Annotated in this window: 9 protein-coding genes and 1 pseudogene; 5 read left to right on the top strand and 5 right to left on the bottom strand. The window is 72.6% G+C overall.

What is annotated here, in order from left to right; translation table 11 throughout:
- Positions 1 to 8 precede the first annotated feature (8 nt).
- From ACFT4A_RS15685 to ACFT4A_RS15670, 4 genes are all read right to left on the bottom strand, one after another.
- Entirely contained in the window at positions 9 to 1211 is a 1203-nt protein-coding gene (locus ACFT4A_RS15685) for an LLM class flavin-dependent oxidoreductase (RefSeq protein WP_382830146.1), read from the bottom strand.
- A gap of 103 nt (positions 1212 to 1314) precedes the next feature.
- A complete protein-coding gene (locus ACFT4A_RS15680; RefSeq protein ID WP_382830144.1) occupies positions 1315 to 2262 on the bottom strand; it encodes a glutathione S-transferase C-terminal domain-containing protein in 948 nt (315 codons plus the stop codon).
- A gap of 138 nt (positions 2263 to 2400) precedes the next feature.
- The gene (locus tag ACFT4A_RS15675) at positions 2401 to 2526 is read right to left on the bottom strand and encodes a hypothetical protein (RefSeq protein ID WP_382830141.1); all 126 of its coding nucleotides are present in this window, start codon (positions 2524 to 2526) and stop codon (positions 2401 to 2403) included.
- 122 nt (positions 2527 to 2648) lie between these two features.
- A complete protein-coding gene (locus ACFT4A_RS15670; protein ID WP_382830139.1) occupies positions 2649 to 3566 on the bottom strand; it encodes an LLM class F420-dependent oxidoreductase in 918 nt (305 codons plus the stop codon).
- A gap of 136 nt (positions 3567 to 3702) precedes the next feature.
- Here ACFT4A_RS15670 and ACFT4A_RS15665 point away from each other — a divergent pair.
- Positions 3703 to 4167 (top strand): annotated as a pseudogene (locus tag ACFT4A_RS15665) (LLM class flavin-dependent oxidoreductase); the annotation flags it as partial.
- Here ACFT4A_RS15665 and ACFT4A_RS15660 read toward each other — a convergent pair.
- Positions 4159 to 4734: a TetR/AcrR family transcriptional regulator gene (locus tag ACFT4A_RS15660; protein ID WP_382830137.1), complete on the bottom strand. Its 576-nt coding sequence runs from the start codon at positions 4732 to 4734 to the stop codon at positions 4159 to 4161. The pseudogene ACFT4A_RS15665 and the gene ACFT4A_RS15660 overlap by 9 nt on opposite strands.
- Before the next feature lie 80 nt (positions 4735 to 4814).
- Between ACFT4A_RS15660 and ACFT4A_RS15655 the strand changes: the two genes are divergently transcribed.
- From ACFT4A_RS15655 to ACFT4A_RS15640, 4 genes are all read left to right on the top strand, one after another.
- On the top strand, positions 4815 to 6008 hold the full coding sequence (locus tag ACFT4A_RS15655; RefSeq protein ID WP_382830134.1) for an FAD-dependent monooxygenase: 1194 nt from the start codon (positions 4815 to 4817) through the stop codon (positions 6006 to 6008).
- A gap of 108 nt (positions 6009 to 6116) precedes the next feature.
- Entirely contained in the window at positions 6117 to 6626 is a 510-nt protein-coding gene (locus ACFT4A_RS15650) for a DinB family protein (RefSeq protein ID WP_382830131.1), read from the top strand.
- Between the two features lie 82 nt (positions 6627 to 6708).
- Complete coding sequence (locus ACFT4A_RS15645; RefSeq protein WP_382830128.1) at positions 6709 to 14700, top strand: SDR family NAD(P)-dependent oxidoreductase; 7992 nt, start codon at positions 6709 to 6711, stop codon at positions 14698 to 14700.
- Complete coding sequence (locus tag ACFT4A_RS15640; RefSeq protein ID WP_382830127.1) at positions 14697 to 16190, top strand: tryptophan 7-halogenase; 1494 nt, start codon at positions 14697 to 14699, stop codon at positions 16188 to 16190. The genes ACFT4A_RS15645 and ACFT4A_RS15640 overlap by 4 nt, the downstream gene beginning before the upstream one ends.
- Positions 16191 to 16248 lie beyond the last annotated feature (58 nt).

Below are 16248 nucleotides of genomic sequence, written 5' to 3'. Positions count from 1 at the left end.
CTCCGGCCTCAGGCGGCGGCATGGCGGTTGGCGGGGCGGGCGAGCCCGAGCAGCCCGCGCAGGGTGTTCGCCTCGTAGGCGTGCCGGAAGGCGCCTCGGCGTTGGAGTTCGGGTACCAGGCCACGGGTGACCTGCTCCAGGTCGTGGCCGATCACTCCGGGGCGCAGCCGGAAGCCGCTCAGGCCGGCCCGGCGGCGCTCCAGCAGCAGGTCCGCCAACTGCGCGGGCGTACCGGTGAAGATCTCGGCGTCGCTGGTGTACGGGTAGGCGGCCAGGTCGTCGAGACGGGCCTTGCGGTCCGCCGCCGTCGTGGGGTCGTCGTCCAGGAACACGACCAGGTCGCCGAAGAGGTGCAGCGGCTCCTCCGCCCGGCCCGCCTCGGCCTGCGCGGCACGGATCTCGGCGACGACGGCCCGGGCCTGGTCGGTGTCGTGCGGGGTGACGTACCCGATGTCGGACGAACGGCCCACCAGTCGATACGGCTCGCTCCGGTGCGCGAGCGCGCTGACGACGGGCTGGCCCTGCGGCGGCCGGGGAGTGATGGAGGGTCCCTTGACGCTGAAGTGCCTGCCCTCGAAGTCGATGTAGTGCAGCTTGTCGCGGTCGACGAAGCGTCCGGTGGCGACGTCGCGGATCTCCGCGTCGTCCTCCCAGCTGTCCCACAGGCGGCGTACCACCTCGATGTGGTCGGCGGCCTCGTCGAAGAGGTCGGTGATCAGGTCCCGGCCGGCCTGGGTGTCCCATTCCTCGGCGCGGAGGGGTGGGAAGGTACGACGGCCGAAGTGGGCGGCCTCGTTCTGCCGTGCCGACACCTGGACGCGCAGGCCCGCGCGGCCGGCGCTGACGTAGTCCAGGGTGGCGATCGCCTTGGAGATGTGGAAGGGCTCGGTGTGGGTGGCGACCACGGTCGGCACCAGCCCTATGTGCCGGGTCAGCGGGGCGACCCGCGCGGCGACCAGTACGGCGTCCAGCCGGCCCCGCACCTGGTCGGTGCGCCCGTCCGGCCCTGTGGGGTGCGAGGACTGCGGCCCGAGCGCGTCCTCGAACGTCACGAAGTCGAGCAGGCCGCGTTCGGCCTCCGTCACGAGGCCGGCCCAGTAGCCGGCGGTGAACACGTCCTGGGGCCGGGCGCCCGGCTCACGCCATGCCGCCGGGTGCCAGCCCGTGCCGTCCAGCGCCAGGGCAAGGTGAAGAGGGGGAGGTGCGGACACGAGGAGAGTGCCTTCCAGGTCGGCCGTATGCGATCACCAGCCCTCTCGAGGAGGGCACGGAGCCCGCCATGTTCCGGTATGGCGGGCCCCATGTCGTCGCAGATTAGGCGGGGTTGGGCGGGCGAAGGTGGAGGGCGTATTGCGGTTCCATGAAACCGTTCGGGCCCTGCCGAGCGGGTCCTTCCGCGATGTGAACGGCCCAGTCGAGGATCTGGACCGCCGCCCCCGCGGCTTCCAGTCCTTGGCAATGGGCGTGGTGCCTGCGGGCGATGCCGTCGAGGTCGAGATGGCGGCCGAAGGCGGGGTGGGCGGCGAGCCGTCGGGCGTAGTTCCACAGGTGCGGATGGTCGGCGACGCGGTGGACCGCGGCGGCGTCCAGGTGCAGCCGGTGCACGGTGTCGAGCTGGACCAGGGCCACCCACAACCGCACGTCGGCGGCGGTGAGTTCCTCGCCGAGGACGAAGTCCTGGTCGGCGAGGCGCCACTCCAGTGAGCCCAGGACCCGGAGGAGGGAACTCAGGGCGGTGTGGCGCGCCGTGGCGTCTGTGTCGGCCTGCCCGGCCTGCTGTGCGGCCTCGTTGATGTGGTGGTCGCACAGACGCTCGACGGCCTCTATCTCCTCCTCCGCGCCGTGCGGGTAGAGGACGGGCCGGTCGGTGCCGTCGTCGCCGAAGCGCCGGGCCAGGTCCCGCAGGATGTGCGAGGAGTGCGTGGTGACGATCCGCCCGGTCCAGGTGTCGCTCAGCACCGGCGCGAGTGCTGGTCCGGGATGGCGGTGCGAGCTGGCCTCGTACAGGGGGCTCAGGGCGGAGTGTCCGCCGTCGGGCAGGTCGGGGAGGGCCGGCAGCAGCACGACCGGGAGGGTGTCCTCCAGGCCGAGCAGGCTGTGCGTGATGGCGATCCGCAGACAGTGGGGGCAGGACGGCGAGAGGTGGAGACGGTAGCGGCGCGGCGCGGCGTAGTAGCCGCTGTTGGCGTCGCAGCCGATCCTGCCCCGGAACGGCGGCGGTGAGGGGAGGGACGGGACGGTGGTCAGGGGTGCGGCGGGCATGTGTCTCCCTGGGTCCGGGTCCGGCTTCTGGTGCTGGGAGGTGCGGCGGGCGGGCGGCGCACCTGGGGGACGGGTGCGCGGCGGCGTCGGCGCATACCCGTGCGCGGCGGGGGTGCGGTGCCGGTGGGCGCCGCCGGTTCAGCGGCGGGGGCTCGCCGCGCTGCAGACGCGCAGGAGATCGATGTGCCGGCGGGAGGTGAGGAGCAGGGACCAGCGGCCCGCGCGCAACGCGCGGTCGGCGGGCGGCTCCAGTCGCTCCATCATTTCCTACCGATGCACTAGGGATCTCTGTTCTGGAGTGTCAGGCGGCTTTCCCGCCACGTCAAGAGGGCCCGCACGTGCCGCTGCTGCTTCCTCTCCCCCTGCCACTGCCCCGGCCCGGTTCCTCAGCCCTTCGCCAGCTCCCCGAGCAGCTTCCAGGTGCGGCGCCGGTCTGCCTCCGTGCCCAGGTCCGTCGAGGTGAAGACCACCTCCGTCGCCCCGGCCTCCCGGTATCGCGCGACCTCGGCGGCGACGGCCTCCTCGTCCCCGATCACGGCCTGGTCGACGGCCCGGGTGCCACCGGACAGTTCGATGACGCGCTGGTAGGAAGGGAACCGCTCGTAGAACGCGAGCGCCTCGGTCGCCTTCTCCCGCACGCTCTCGGCGTCGGCGGTGACGACTCCGGGGACGAACGCCACGATGCGGGGCGCGGGCCGGCCGGCCGCCTCGGCCGCGGCGGTGACGGCCGGGACGATGTGTTCGGCGAGGGCGCGCGGGCCGGCCAGGTACGGGAGGATGCCGTCCGCGAGTTCGCCGGAGACGCGCAGCGCCTGCGGCGCCATGGCGGCGACCAGCAGCGGCACGGGCGGTTCGGCACCCGGCACCGCGCCCGGCAGGGGGGTGGTGGCGGTCAGCAGCTCTCCGTGGAAGTCGGCGCTGCCCGTTTCGACGAGTTGGCGCAGGGCGGTGAGGAATTCCCGGAGCAGGCGGATGGGGCGCTCGTGCGGGATTCCGAATCCGGTCTCCGTCAGGTACTTGGTGCCGAGCGCGAGCCCGAGGTGGTAGTGGCCGCGGGTCGCCGCCTGGGCGGTCTGGGCCTGGCTGGAGATGAGGAGCGGATGGCGGCCGAAGACGGGGATCGCGGAGGTCCCGACGTGCAGCCCGGGCACCTCGCGGCCGACGATCGCGGCCAGCGTGGGCGAGTCGTAGGCGAAGGTCTGCCCGAACCACGCGGAACGTAATCCGGCTTCGTGGGCTTCCCGCGCCAACCGCACCGTGCCGTCGATCTCGTGGTGAAGAGGAAGCGCTACTCCGATGGTCATACCCAGGGCAACCGGTCCGCTCGCGACCGGCATTCCTGCTCGCGCATGACAAGCTCATGACCGCTTTGTAACGGGGTTTCCTTCTCCTGGCGGCTCGGCTACTTTTCGGGCCATGCAGCGATCCGCACACCTGCCGATCGTCCCTGAGCACGCCAAGCGGCAGCTCGCCCAGACGTTGAAGCTGGCCCCCGAAGCACTCGACCTCGACGCGGAACTCCCCGAGGACCTGCCCGGCGAGGACGAGATCGAAAGCGCCAAGAGCCGCTACACCCTCATCGTCGAACTCGCGAGGCGCGATCGGTTGACAGTGCGTCAGCTCATCGGCCGGCTCGGCGGCGGCCGCGGCCACCGCACCTTCGCCGGCACGCCGGAGCAGGTCGCCGACACCATCGAGCACTGGTACGACAGCGGAGCCGCCGACGGCTTCAACATCATGCCCGCCGTACTCCCCTCCGGCCTGGAGGCCTTCGTGGACAGGGTGGTGCCGATCCTCCAGGAACGCGGCCTGTTCCGCACCGAGTGCACCGGCTCCACCCTGCGCGCGCACTACGGCCTGCCGAGCCCTGCCAACCGGCTGTTCGACACCGTCGGCTCACGATGACGGGGTACCGCATCGCAGCGCCGTCATCACCAGCCCCCGGATCTCCTCCTCCGACACCCTCCCGCCGCTCACCAAACGGTCGAAGACCAGCCCGTCCACGCAGGTCAGCAGTGTGACCGTACGGTCTTCGGGGTCCGGGAGGCCTTGTGCGGTCAGGAAGTCCTGTACGGCCTGTCGCCCCGCGTTCTCGCGCGCCACGAGGATCTCCCGCAACTCGGGGTGGCGCACGCTTTCGAGGGCGCACGCGTAGCGCGCGAGGGAACGTCGCCGTCCCTCTCCGGTGAGCCGGCGCTCCACGAGGCCGACGATCCCGGCCACCAGTTCCTCGGGGTGCTCCGGCACGGGTGTCTGTTCCCCGATCTCCTGGAGTTCGGTCTGGTCGAGTGCGACCAGGCGCCGGACCAGTGCGGTGAGCAGTGCCTGGCGGGTGCGGTAGTAGGCGGATGTGGTGCCGGGCGGCAGCTTCGCCGCCCGGTCCACGGCACGGTGGGTCAATCCTCGTATACCGCTCTCGGCGAGCACGGCGATGGCCGCGTCGGCGAGGAGGGTGCGTCGGTCGGTGGACACCCCTCCTTTCTACACCTGTAGAGAGTCGGAGTACTCTTTCTTCTACATCTGTAGAAACGCGGTGAACGGGGGGGCCGGGCATGGACGGCAGTGCGGTGGTGGTCGGGGCGGGCATCGGCGGGCTGGCCGCCGCGATCGGTCTGCGCCGGATCGGCTGGGACGTGACGGTCGTCGAACGCGCTCGCGTCCTGGCCGACGTGGGCGCGGGCATCTCCCTGCACGCCAACGGCATCCGTGCCCTGGACGCCCTCGGCGTCGGCGAAGCGGTACGCGCGGCAGCCCGGCCCCAGTACACCGGGGGCACCCGCACTCCCGACGGCAGGTGGCTGGCGCGAATGGACGGGGCCGTGCTCGAACGCGAGTTGGGCACGCCGATCGTCGGTGTCCCCCGGGCCGTGCTGCACGGCCTGCTGCGTGCGGCGCTGCCTCCCGCGTGTCTGGTCGTCGGATCCGAAGTGGCATCCGTCGATCGTTCAGGCCCGGGCCGGGTCCGCGTGCCGGTCGCCGACGGTGTCCTGGACGCCGACCTGGTCGTGGCCGCCGACGGCGTGAACAGCCGGCTGCGCGGACAGTTGCTTCCCGGCCGGCCCGGCCCCGTCTACAGCGGATCGACGGTCCTGCGTGCCATCACCGAGCAGCCGGTGTCCTTGCGCGCCGACTTCGAACTGACCTGGGGGAAGGGAGCCGAGTTCGGCCACATCGCCTTCGCCGACGGCCGAGCCGAGTGGCACGCCGTGCTCAACTCTCCCCCGGGCCTAAGACATCCGGACGCCCTCGCCGCGATGCGCCGACGGTTCGGTGACTGGCACGACCCGATCCCCGCATTGCTCGACGCCACCCGGCCGGACGCCGTCCTGCACCACGACATCCACGAGCTGGCAACGCCTCTGCCGGCGTTCGCCGAAGGCCGGGTGGTCCTCCTCGGCGACGCCGCCCACGCCATGACGCCGAACCTCGGCCAGGGCGCCTGCCAGGCCCTGGAGGACGCGGCCACCCTGGCCGCCGCGCTCGCCACCGAGCCCACCGTCGACTCGGCACTGGCCCGCTACGACGCCGAGCGCCGCCCGCGCAGCCAGTCCGTGGCCCGGGCCGCCCGCCAGGCCGGCCGGCTGGGCCAGCAACTGACGCACCCCCTGGCCGTCGCCCTGCGCAACACGGCCCTCCGTCTGGCACCCTCCCGCGCGACCATCCACGCCATCCTGCGCCACGCCGACTGGACACCACCGAGCCTGGACCCCGCCGGACCGACCAGGAACGCGGGCGCGCAGCCCTGACAGGTGCGGCGCGGACCCCACGCACTGGCCATCCCCGGCACCGGCGACCCGGACCACCCTGTTCAGGTCCCCGCACGCCCAGAAGCGGAGCACCCTATCGTTACGGTCATGGTCTTCCAGGCGACGACAGAACCCACCGTCTTCCACGCGGCGTTCCGCGATCAGTTCGAGATCTTCCTCGATGAGCATCGGTCCGCGCTGCACGACAGTCTCGACGGACTGACCGAAGAGCAGGCGCGCCGCTCGCTGGTCCCGTCCAAGACCACGCTGCTCGGCCTGGTCAAGCACGCCACGTTCGTCGAGAAGGTCTGGTTCGACGAGGCGATCACCTGCCGGTCCCGTCGCGAGATCGGCCTTCCCGAGACGCCCGACGAGTCGTTCGACCTCCGCGACGACGACACGGTCGCCTCGATCCAGAGTGCCTATCGGCAGGCGTGCGAGGAGTCCCGCCGCGCCACGGAGAAGCTGACGCTGGACGACGTCGTACGAGGCAATCGCCGGGGCCCGCTGCCGCTGCGCTGGGTCTACCTCCACACGCTGCGCGAGCTGGCCCAGCACTGCGGCCACGCCGAGATCCTTCGTGAGCAGATCCTCAGCGACTCGACGCGCCACGGCTGATCCGGAGCGCCGACCTGGGCGCCGCCCCCGGGTCCCGTAGGGTCAACATCGTTGCACCGCGAGGGACTTGGAAGGCGGAGACATGAGGCGTGACGAGCTGATCCGGCCGCTGCCGGAGCTGTTGCGGCAGCACGCCGAGGCGGCCGGGCAGCGGGTCGCCTACTCCGACTCCTCGCGCAGCGTCACCTACGCCGAGCTGGAGCGCCGCACGCGGTCACTGGCCTCGTACCTGAAGACCCGGACGACGCTGCGCGGCGGCGACCGCGTCGCGATCTGCCTCGGCAACTGCGTGGAGACGGTGGAGAGTTGCCTCGGCGTGCTGCGCGCGGGGATGGTCGGCGTCCCGCTGAATCCGCGGTCCTCCGACGCCGAGCTGGCCCACTTCCTCCAGGACAGCGGTGCCGAGTTCGTCATCACCGACGCCGCGCGTCTCGCACGACTGCGGCGCCTGGGAACGCCGTACGACCGCCTGGGCGTCCTGGTCACCGGAAGCGGCCCGGTCCCGGACGGCGCCGAGCCGTTCGTGAGCGCGGTCGAGAGCGACGCGTGCGCGGAGATCGACCTGCTCGGGCTCGACGATCCGGCCTGGATGCTCTACACCTCGGGCACCACGCACCGGCCCAAGGGCGTGCTGTCCACACAGCGGGCCGCGTTGTGGTCGGTGGCCGCCTGCTACGCCCCGATCTTCGGCCTCTCGCCCGACGACCGGCTGCTCTGGCCGCTTCCGCTGTTCCACAGCTTCAGCCATTCGCTGGCGATCCTGGGCGTGACCGCTGTGGGTGCGAGCGCCCGGATCGCCGGTGAGCTGCTGCCGCCGGGTGGGCTGCGGCAGGAACTGCTCACGGCGTACGAGGGGCTCGGCGGGCCCTTCACCATGCTGGCCGGTGTGCCGACGACGTATCACCGACTGGTCGACTCGGCGGGTGCATCACCGCAGGCGCTGCGGATGTGCGTCGTGGCCGGTGCGCCGAGTGGACCCGCTCTGCGCGCGGCCGTGGAGGAGACCCTCGGGGCGCCGCTGCTCGACGCGTACGGCAGTACCGAGACCTGCGGCATGATCGCGGTGAACCGTCCCGACGAGCCCGGAGTCGACGGTTCCTGCGGGACGCCCGTCCCCGGCATGGACGTACGCCTGGTCGACCCGCGCGGCGGCGAGGACGTCCCGGACGGGGCCGAGGGCGAGGTCTGGGTGCGCGGGCCGAGCCTGATGGCCGGGTACCACGGGCAGCCCGAGGCGACGGCCGCCGTGCTGCGGGACGGCTGGTACCGCACCGGCGACCTGGGCCGCCGCGTGGAGCACGGTCATCTCCGGCTCACCGGCCGGGTCAGTGAGTTGATCATCCGCGGCGGCGAGAACATCCACCCGACGGAGATCGAACAGGCTCTGGCGCGGTGTCCAGGCGTGTCCGAGGCCGTCGTCGTGGGGGTGCCGCACGACGTGCTCGGCGAGGTGCCGGTCGCCTTCGTCGTACCGGGTCCGGACGGGCTCGACGCACGGCAGGTGCTCGCCGCTTGCCGGACCCTCCTGGCCGACTACAAAGTGCCGACCGAGATCCACGAGATCACCGCCGTCCCGCGCACCGCGTCCGGCAAGATCGCCCGGCACGCGCTGGCCGTCCCGGCTCCGGCCACGGCCGACAACGCTCCCACCGCCCTGCGCGAGCGGCTCCTGTCCCTGTCGCCCGGCGACCGGGAACGCGCGCTCCGCGACACGGTGCTCGCCGAAACGGCCGAGATCTGCCGGCACACGCCCGGCGATCTGCCCGACGCCGTCAGCCCCTTCACCGATATCGGCATGACGTCCGTCGGCGTCGTCGAACTGGTCGACCGGCTCGGCGAGCTGACCGGCCTGGACCTGCCGTCGACACTGGTCTTCGACCACCCGACACCGGCCGAGGTCGCCCGCCACCTGCGCGTGGCGCTCTTCGAGGCCGAGTCCGGAGAACGCCCGACGTCGTACGGCGGTCAGGACCGGTCCCCCGACGACGATCCCGTCGTGATCGTCGCCATGGGCTGCCGATATCCCGGTGACGTCAACTCCCCGGACGATCTGTGGGAGTTGGTGACGCGGGGGCGGGACGCCATCTCGGAGTTCCCGACCGACCGCGGCTGGGACCTGGACTCCCTGTACGACCCCGATCCCGACCGGATCGGCACGTCGTACACGCGACACGGCGGATTCCTCCACCGGGCGGGGGAGTTCGACGCCGGGCTGTTCGGGATCTCGCCGCGCGAGGCGCTCGCGATGGATCCGCAGCAGCGGCTGCTGCTGGAGACGTCCTGGGAGGTGTGGGAGCGGGCCGGAATCGATCCGGCGTCGGTGCGTGAGAGCGACACCGGCGTGTTCGTGGGCGTGATGTACGGCGACTACTCCGCCCGCTTCAGCCGCTCCCACGAGTTGGAGGCCCATCTGGGGCTGGGTTCGGCGGGCAGCGTGGCCTCCGGGCGGATCTCGTACGTCTACGGTCTGCGCGGTCCCGCGATCACGGTCGACACCGCGTGCTCGTCCTCGCTGGTGGCGCTGCACTGGGCGGCGCGGGCGCTGCGCTCGGGCGAGTGCTCGCTGGCGCTGGCCGGCGGGGTCACGGTGATGGCGACGCCCAAGCCGTTCCTCGCGTTCAGCCGGCAGCGCGGGCTGTCGCCGGACGGGCGCTGCAAGTCGTTCTCGGCGGCGGCCGACGGCACGGCCTGGGGCGAGGGCGTGGGCCTCGTCCTGCTGGAGCGGTTGTCCGACGCTCGGCGCAACGCCCATCCGGTCCTGGCCGTGCTCCGCGGCTCCGCCGTGAACTCCGACGGCGCGTCCAACGGGCTCGCCGCGCCCCACGGTCCGGCACAGCGGCGGCTGATCACACGGGCGCTGGCGGACGCGGGCCTGCGCGCCGGTGACGTGGACGCGGTGGAGGCGCACGGCACCGGCACCAAGCTGGGCGACCCCATCGAGGCCCAGGCCCTGCTGGCCACGTACGGACAGGGCCGCGAGCAGCCGCTGTGGCTCGGGTCGGTGAAGTCCAACCTGGGGCACACGCAGGCGGCGGCCGGAGTCGCCGGCGTCATCAAGATGGTGCAGGCCCTGCGACACGGCGAACTGCCCCGGACGCTGCACGCCGACTCGCCCTCACCGCACGTCGACTGGTCCTCGGGCCGCGTGGAACTGCTGACCGACGCCCGGCCCTGGCCCGCCTCGGACCGGCCGCGGCGCGCGGGGGTGTCGGCCTTCGGGATCGGCGGGACCAACGCGCATGTGATTCTGGAGGAGGCGCCGACGGAGAGGGACTCGGCGGTCTCTCAGGAGGCGGTGGCGGCATCGCCCGTGCCGTGGCTGCTCTCCGCCGCCGACGAACCCGCCCTGCGCACCCAGGCCCGTCGGCTCGCGGCCGAAGTGGCGAACCGTCCCGGCCTGTCGTCCGCCGACATCGGCTACTCGCTGGCGGTAACGCGCTCCGCCCTCCCCCACCGGGCGATCGTGCCGCCCGGTGACCGGGCCCGGATGCTGGAGGCGCTGAGCGCGCTCGCACAGGACCGGGATGCACCGGGAGTCGTTCGAGGACTGGCGGACCCGGAGATCCGTACGGCCTTCCTGTTCACTGGGCAAGGCGCCCAGCGTCCCCGGATGGGCGCCGAACTGCGCGCCGCCTTCCCCGTGTTCGCCGATGCCTTCGACGAGGTCTGCCGGTACCTGGACGACCGTCTCCCCCAGCCGCTCAGCGCGGTGCTGTCCGCAGAGCCGGGCTCGCCGGAGGCGGCTCTGGTGGACCGTACGGACTTCACCCAGGCCGGACTGTTCGCCTTCGAGGTGGCGCTGTTCCGGCTGCTCGAGTCGTGGGGCGTGCGAGCCGACCGACTGGTGGGCCACTCCGTCGGCGAGCTGGCGGCCGCGCATGTCGCCGGCGTACTCGATCTGCCCGATGCGGCGAGGCTCGTCGCCGCGCGCGGGCGCCTGATGCAGGCACTGCCCGACGGCGGCGCGATGGTGGCGCTGGACGGGACCGAGGAGGAAGTCGCCGCCGCGCTGGCGGAGTTCGGGGAGCAGGCGGCCGTCGCGTCCGTCAACGGGCCCCGTTCCGTGGTGATCTCGGGCGCGCGGGACGCGGTGCTCGCCGTCGCGGCCGGCTTCGAGGCGCGCGGCCGCAGGGCCGTACGGCTGCGGGTGAGTCACGCCTTCCACTCGCCCCTGGTCGAGCCGATGCTCGACGAATTCCTGTACGTAGCAAGTGAGTTGACCTTCCGACCCCCGCGCATCCCGATCATCTCCACTGTGACGGGCCGACCCGCCGAGCCCACAGACCTGCGCTCTCCCGAGTACTGGGCGCGGCACGCCCGGCTGCCCGTGCGGTTCGCCGACGCCGTGCGCCGGCTCGCGGACGACGGGATCTCGGCCTATCTGGAACTCGGTCCGGGGCCCGTCCTCACCGCGGCGGCCACCGACTGTCTGCCCGACGCGCTCACGACCGGCTCCGTTCTCGCCGTGGCGACACGAAGCGGTGCGTACGAACCGGAGACGCTGCTGTCGGCCGTTGCGCGGCTGCATGTGGCCGGGGCCGCTGTCGACTGGACGGCGGTGTACGCGGGTTCCGGCGCGCGCCGCGTGGAGCTGCCGACGTACGCCTTCCAGCGGCAGCGGTACTGGTTGGACGCGACGTCCCCGGCGGCGGCCGACGGCGGGGCCCTGCTGAGCCCGGCGTTCCCGGTTCCGGACACCGAGCGGACCGTGTTGACCGGGCTGTTGTCCCTCGCGGCCCACCCGTGGCTCGCGGATCATGTCGTCGCCGGGAGGGTCACCGTGCCGGCGACGGTGTTCGTGGAGATGGCCGTGCGGGCGGGAGACGAGGTGGACTGCGGCACGGTCGACGAACTCGTGCTGCTGGCGCCGCTCACCGTGCCCGGTTCCGCGGGGGTGCGGGTCCAGGTCGTGGTCGGTGCGCGGGACGACTCGGGCCGGCGGACGGTCGACATCTACTCCCGGTCGGAGGAATCCACCGAGAACGTCTCATGGACCAGGCATGTCATGGGACAGTTGGGCCAGGATCGCAGTACGCAAGGCGAGTTGGCCGCGTGGCCGCCCCAGGGCGCCGAGGCGGTGGACCTCACCGGCGCGTACGCCACCCTCGCCGACGCCGGGCTCGCCTACGGGCCTGCCTTCCAGGGGGTCCGCGCGGTCTGGCGGCACGGTGACGATGTCTTCGCGGAGGTCGGTCTGCCCGCGTCGCACACGTCGGAAGCGGGCCGGTTCGGACTCCATCCGGCGCTGTTCGACGCCGCGTTGCACGCGCCGCTGCTGGCCTCGCCCGTCGGGACGAGCCCGGTGCGTGTGCCGTTCGCCTGGAGCGGGGTGAGCCTGCACGCCTCGGGAGCGACCGAGTTGCGGGTCAAGGTGACGCCGACGAGCCCGGACACGGTCTCCCTGACCCTGGCCGACCCGTCCGGCCGGCTCGTGGCACACGTGGACTCGCTGACCACCAGGGAACTCCCGGCCGACCGGGCCGACATGACGCCCGACATGACCGACGACCTCGAACGAAGGGCTCTGCTGCGCCCTGAGTGGGCCGGCCTCGACGTCTCCGGCGACCCCGATGAGCACGGCTGGGTGGTCCGCGGGCCGGATGAGCTGGACCTCGCCGAGTTCCTGCCCGGCGCCGTGAACCCCGATGTCGTCGCCGTCACCGCCCTCGCCCGTGCGACCGGCACCGATCAGCTCGCCGCCGTCCACGAGTTGACCGGCCGCGTGCTCAAGACGCTCCAGGACTGGCAGGGCGATCCGGGCACGGCGGGCTCCCGGCTGGTGGTGGTGACGCGGGATGCCGCCGGGCCGGTGCCGGACCTGTCCGGTGCGGCGGTCTGGGGGCTGGTGCGTGCGGCGCAGTCGGAGCTGCCCGGTCGTGTGGTCCTGGTGGATGTGGACGGGCTGCCCGAGTCGCTGCGGATGCTGCCGTCGGCGATCGCGACCGGTGAGGCGCAACTGCGCGTGCGAGAGGGGCAGGTGACGGTTCCGCGACTGGTCGCGGCCGGTGATGCCTCAGGCGAAGCGGCTCCCTTCCACGCGCAGGGCACGGTGCTGATCACCGGCGGCACCGGCGCGCTGGGCGCGGAGCTGGCACGTCATCTGGTCGCCGAGCACGGCGTACGGCAGCTGCTGCTGACCGGACGCCGTGGGCCGCAGGCACCCGGAGTCCGGGAACTGCGCAGCGCGCTGGAGGAGTCGGGAGCGCGGGTCACCATCGTCGCCTGCGACGCGGCCGACCGTACCGCCCTGGCCGAGGTGATCAGGCGCTGCGAGCCGCCGCTGACCGCGGTGGTGCATGCCGCGGGGGTCCTCGACGACGGCGTGCTGGACTCGCTGACTCCCGAGCGGATGGCGGCCGTGCTGGGGCCGAAGGCCGACGCGGCCTGGCATCTGCACGAGCTGACCCGGGACATGGACCTTTCGGCGTTCGTCGTGTTCTCCTCCGTCTCCGGTCTGCTGGGCCGGGCGGGCCAGGGCAACTACGCGGCAGCGAACGCGTTCCTCGACGCCCTCGTCCGGCGCCGCGCCGCCGAGGGGCTCCCGGCGGTGTCGCTGGCGTGGGGCCCATGGGAGCACAGCGACGGCATGGCGGCGGGACTGCCAGCACAACGCCCGCAGGCAAGTGACGTGCTCGTGCCGCTGTCGACACGGCAGGGCTTGGCCCTGTTCGACGCCGCGCTGCGCTCGACGGAACCGGTCCTGGCGCCGATCCTGCTGGACCGGGCGGCGCTTCAGTCCGAGGCAGGGCACCTTCCACCGCCGTTGCGCGGGCTCGTCCGCCGGAACCGGCCGACCGTCGCGGGGACGGCCTCCGGTTCCGCCGGGTCGTCCGGGCAGCTGCTGGAGCCGGGAGCCTGGCGGAAGCGGCTGGCCCCCGTACCCCCCGGTGAGCGGGAGGCGACGCTGGTGGAGCTGCTGCGGGCCGACGTCGCCGCGGTACTCGGCTACCCGCACGCCGACGCGCTCCCGACCGGCAAGAGCCTGGCCGACCTGGGGTTCGACTCCCTCACCGCCGTGCAGATCCGCAACCGGCTCAGCATCGCGCTGAAGCTCCGGCTGTCGGCCGCGGTGGTGTTCGAGCACCGTACGGCCGAGGAACTGGCACGCCATCTGCTCGGCCTGCTGGACGGCGAACCGGCTGCCACGACGACCCCCGAGACCAAGGAGGTCACCGAGGCTGCCGGGTCCGCGACGTCCGAGCGACAGGCGTACACCCTCTCCTCCCTGTTCCGGACGGTCAGTGCCGCCGGCCAACCGGTGGCGGCGATGCACCTCCTCGTCACCGCGTCCTGGGCGCTGCCCACGTTCCCGGCCGCCCAGGGACACGAGCACGCGCTGCCCCCGATCCGCCGCTCCCAAGGCCGCTCCGGCTCGCGAACGCCGACGGTCGTCTACTTCCCGGCCTACCATCCCCCGCTCGCGTCGGACGGCGGAGACTTCCCCCGCTTCCACCACGCGTTCCAAGGCGACCTGGACGTCCTGGAGTTCCCGCACCCCGGGATCGGCGCCGGTGCCGCCGTACCGGAGGACCGTGCCGCGCTGGCGCGTACGCAGGCCGAGAACGTACTGCGGCACCTCGGGGACAAACCCTTCGTGGTCGTAGGGCGGTCGGCGGGCGGCAATGTGGCACACCTGGTGGCCCACCAGCTGGAGACCATGGGCCGGGCAGCGACCGGTCTGGTGCTGCTGGACACCTACCACATCACTCCGGACAACAGCGGCAAGGACTGGCTGCTGTCCCTGGCCGCCCCGCCGCCGCAGGACACCGGACGGCCCCTCTTCACCGAGGACGACGACAGCGCCCTGGCGGCGATCGGCGCCTACAACCGGATCCTCCTCGGCTGGGACCCCGAGCCGGTCGCCACGCCCACGCTCCTTGTGCGCGCGCTGCGCCCCACGCCCGCCATGGCGGCCTCCGCCGACGCGGACCACTGGCGGACGTCCTGGCCCGCGGAACACGAGGTCGTGGACGTCCCCGGTGACCATCTGACGATGATGCGGGAACACGCGGAGACCACCGCGTCGGCGATCCGTACCTGGATCGACGCGCGGACGACGAAGGGAGACCAGTGAGTCCGGCCCATCCCCCGCAGGACGTCGACGTCATCGTGGTCGGTGGCGGCCCGGCCGGGTCCACCGTCTCGGCGGCCGTCGCCCTGCACGGCCATCGCGTCCTCCTCGTCGAGAAGGAGACCTTCCCCCGGTATCAGATCGGCGAGTCCCTGCTCCCTTCCACCGTGCACGGCGTGTGCCGGATCCTCGGTGTCGAGGACGAGGTGGCGCGGGCGGGCTTCAAGCCGAAGCGCGGCGGCACGTTCCGCTGGGGCCGCAACCGGGACCCCTGGCAGTTCTCCTTCGCGCTGTCGCCCCGGCTGGCCGACCCGACCTCGTTCGCCTACCAGGTCGAGCGGTCCCGGTTCGACGCGATCCTCCTGGACAACGCCCGCCGGGTCGGGGTCGACGTACGGGAGGGCTGCCGTGTGACCGGCGTACTCGCCGACGAGGAGCGGGTCCGCGGGGTGCGCTGGGCCGGCCCCGACGGCGAGATCCGCGAGGCCCGCGCCCGGTACGTCGTGGACGCCTCCGGCAACGGCAGCAGGATCCACCCGCACGTCGGCGGAAAGCGGATCCACTCCGACTTCTTCCGCAACATCGCGGTGTTCGGCTACTTCGCCGGCGGCGCTCGGCTCCCGGCACCGAACGACGGCAACATCTTCTGCGCCGCCTTCGACGAGGGCTGGATCTGGTACATCCCGCTGCGGGACGACCTGACCAGCGTCGGAGCCGTGGTCGCCCGCGAGAACGCCGAGGCCGTCCAGGGAGACCCGGCGGCCGCCTGGCGCCGGCTGATCGACGCCTGCCCGGAGATACGGGACCTCCTCGACGGCGTCCCGCAGGCCACGGAGGCGCCCTACGACCGGGTCCGTGTCCGCAAGGACTGGTCGTACTGGAAGTCACAGCTCTGGCGGCCCGGCATGGCACTCGTCGGGGACGCGGCGTGCTTCGTCGACCCGGTGCTGTCCAGCGGGGTCCATCTCGCGACCTACGGCGGGCTGCTCGCCGCCCGGTCCCTCAACGGCTGCCTCGCCGGAACCCTGGACGAGGACCGTCTGTTCGCCGAGTTCGAGGCCCGCTACCGGCACGAGTACAGCCTGTTCCACGAGTTCCTGGTCTCCTTCTACGACATGCACCAGGACGAGCGGTCGTACTTCTGGAAGGCGCGCAAGGTCACCAGTATCGGCACGACGGAACTGGAGGCGTTCGTCGAGTTGGTGGGCGGTCTGGCGTCCGGCGACGCGTCACTCACCGGGGCCGGACCGGCCGGCGAACGGCTGAGCGCGGTCGCCGACGACTTCGAGCGCGCCGTCCGCCGCCTTCCCGACGCCGACGACCTGCGCAATCCGCTCTACGAGTCGCAGACGTTCCGGCAGGTGTTCCAGGAAGGGACCGTGCTGCAGGAACGCGGGCTGTTCGGCGGCCCGCTGGAGGACGAGGCGCCGCTGCGGCCGGGCGGTCTGGTGGCGTCGGAGGACGGGCTGTCCTGGGTCGAACCCGAGCCGTAGGAATCACGTGGTCACCGCCGTGAGACACCCCTTGCCCGGATGTATGGCCTCATGCAGA

It is taken from the genome of Streptomyces sp. NPDC057099, assembly GCF_042671245.1.
Classification (GTDB): Bacteria; Actinomycetota; Actinomycetes; order Streptomycetales; family Streptomycetaceae; genus Streptomyces; species Streptomyces purpurascens.
Note: the sequence above shows the minus strand (reverse complement) of the source record. Positions and strands in the feature narration are given on the sequence as shown.